The 430-nt window shown below is 55.8% G+C and carries 1 protein-coding gene; it reads right to left on the bottom strand.

From position 1 onward, the window contains the following. Positions 1 to 430 (bottom strand): thioesterase domain-containing protein (locus WH277_RS02570; protein WP_339504240.1); only part of this gene is annotated, 430 nt, incomplete at both ends.

Genomic DNA, 430 nt, shown 5'->3' with positions numbered 1-430 from the left:
CCTCGCCTTCAATGCCGAGCATCGCCAGAATAGGCGCCAGACTCCCGGCAGCAATCTGTTGTTGAAATTCAGTCTGGTACAGACTGTCGAGCAGGCACAGATGGATGTCACGATAGCCGAGTTTTTCAAGCTGAACGGCGATCTCCAGGGCAATCACACCGCCGAGAGACCAGCCAAGCAGACGTACTGGCTGATGGCTGGGCAGCCCATGGCTGAACATATGTTGCAGGTAGAGACGGGCCAGGGCCGACAGTGAGGAAATATGCTGCTGGTGAAAGAGGTTGTAGTTGTTGATGCCAATCGCGTTCAACTGGCCATCGAACGAAAGTGCCAGGTCGCGATAAATCTCGCAGCCGACCACTGCCGGGTGCACCATCCACACATCCTGTGCATCCACCTGAGTGTTCAGACGCTGAGTCTGGTGGAAAGG

The sequence above is a fragment of the Erwinia sp. MYb416 genome, from assembly GCF_037479575.1.
Classification (GTDB): domain Bacteria; phylum Pseudomonadota; class Gammaproteobacteria; order Enterobacterales; family Enterobacteriaceae; genus Erwinia; species Erwinia rhapontici.
Note: the sequence above shows the minus strand (reverse complement) of the source record. Positions and strands in the feature narration are given on the sequence as shown.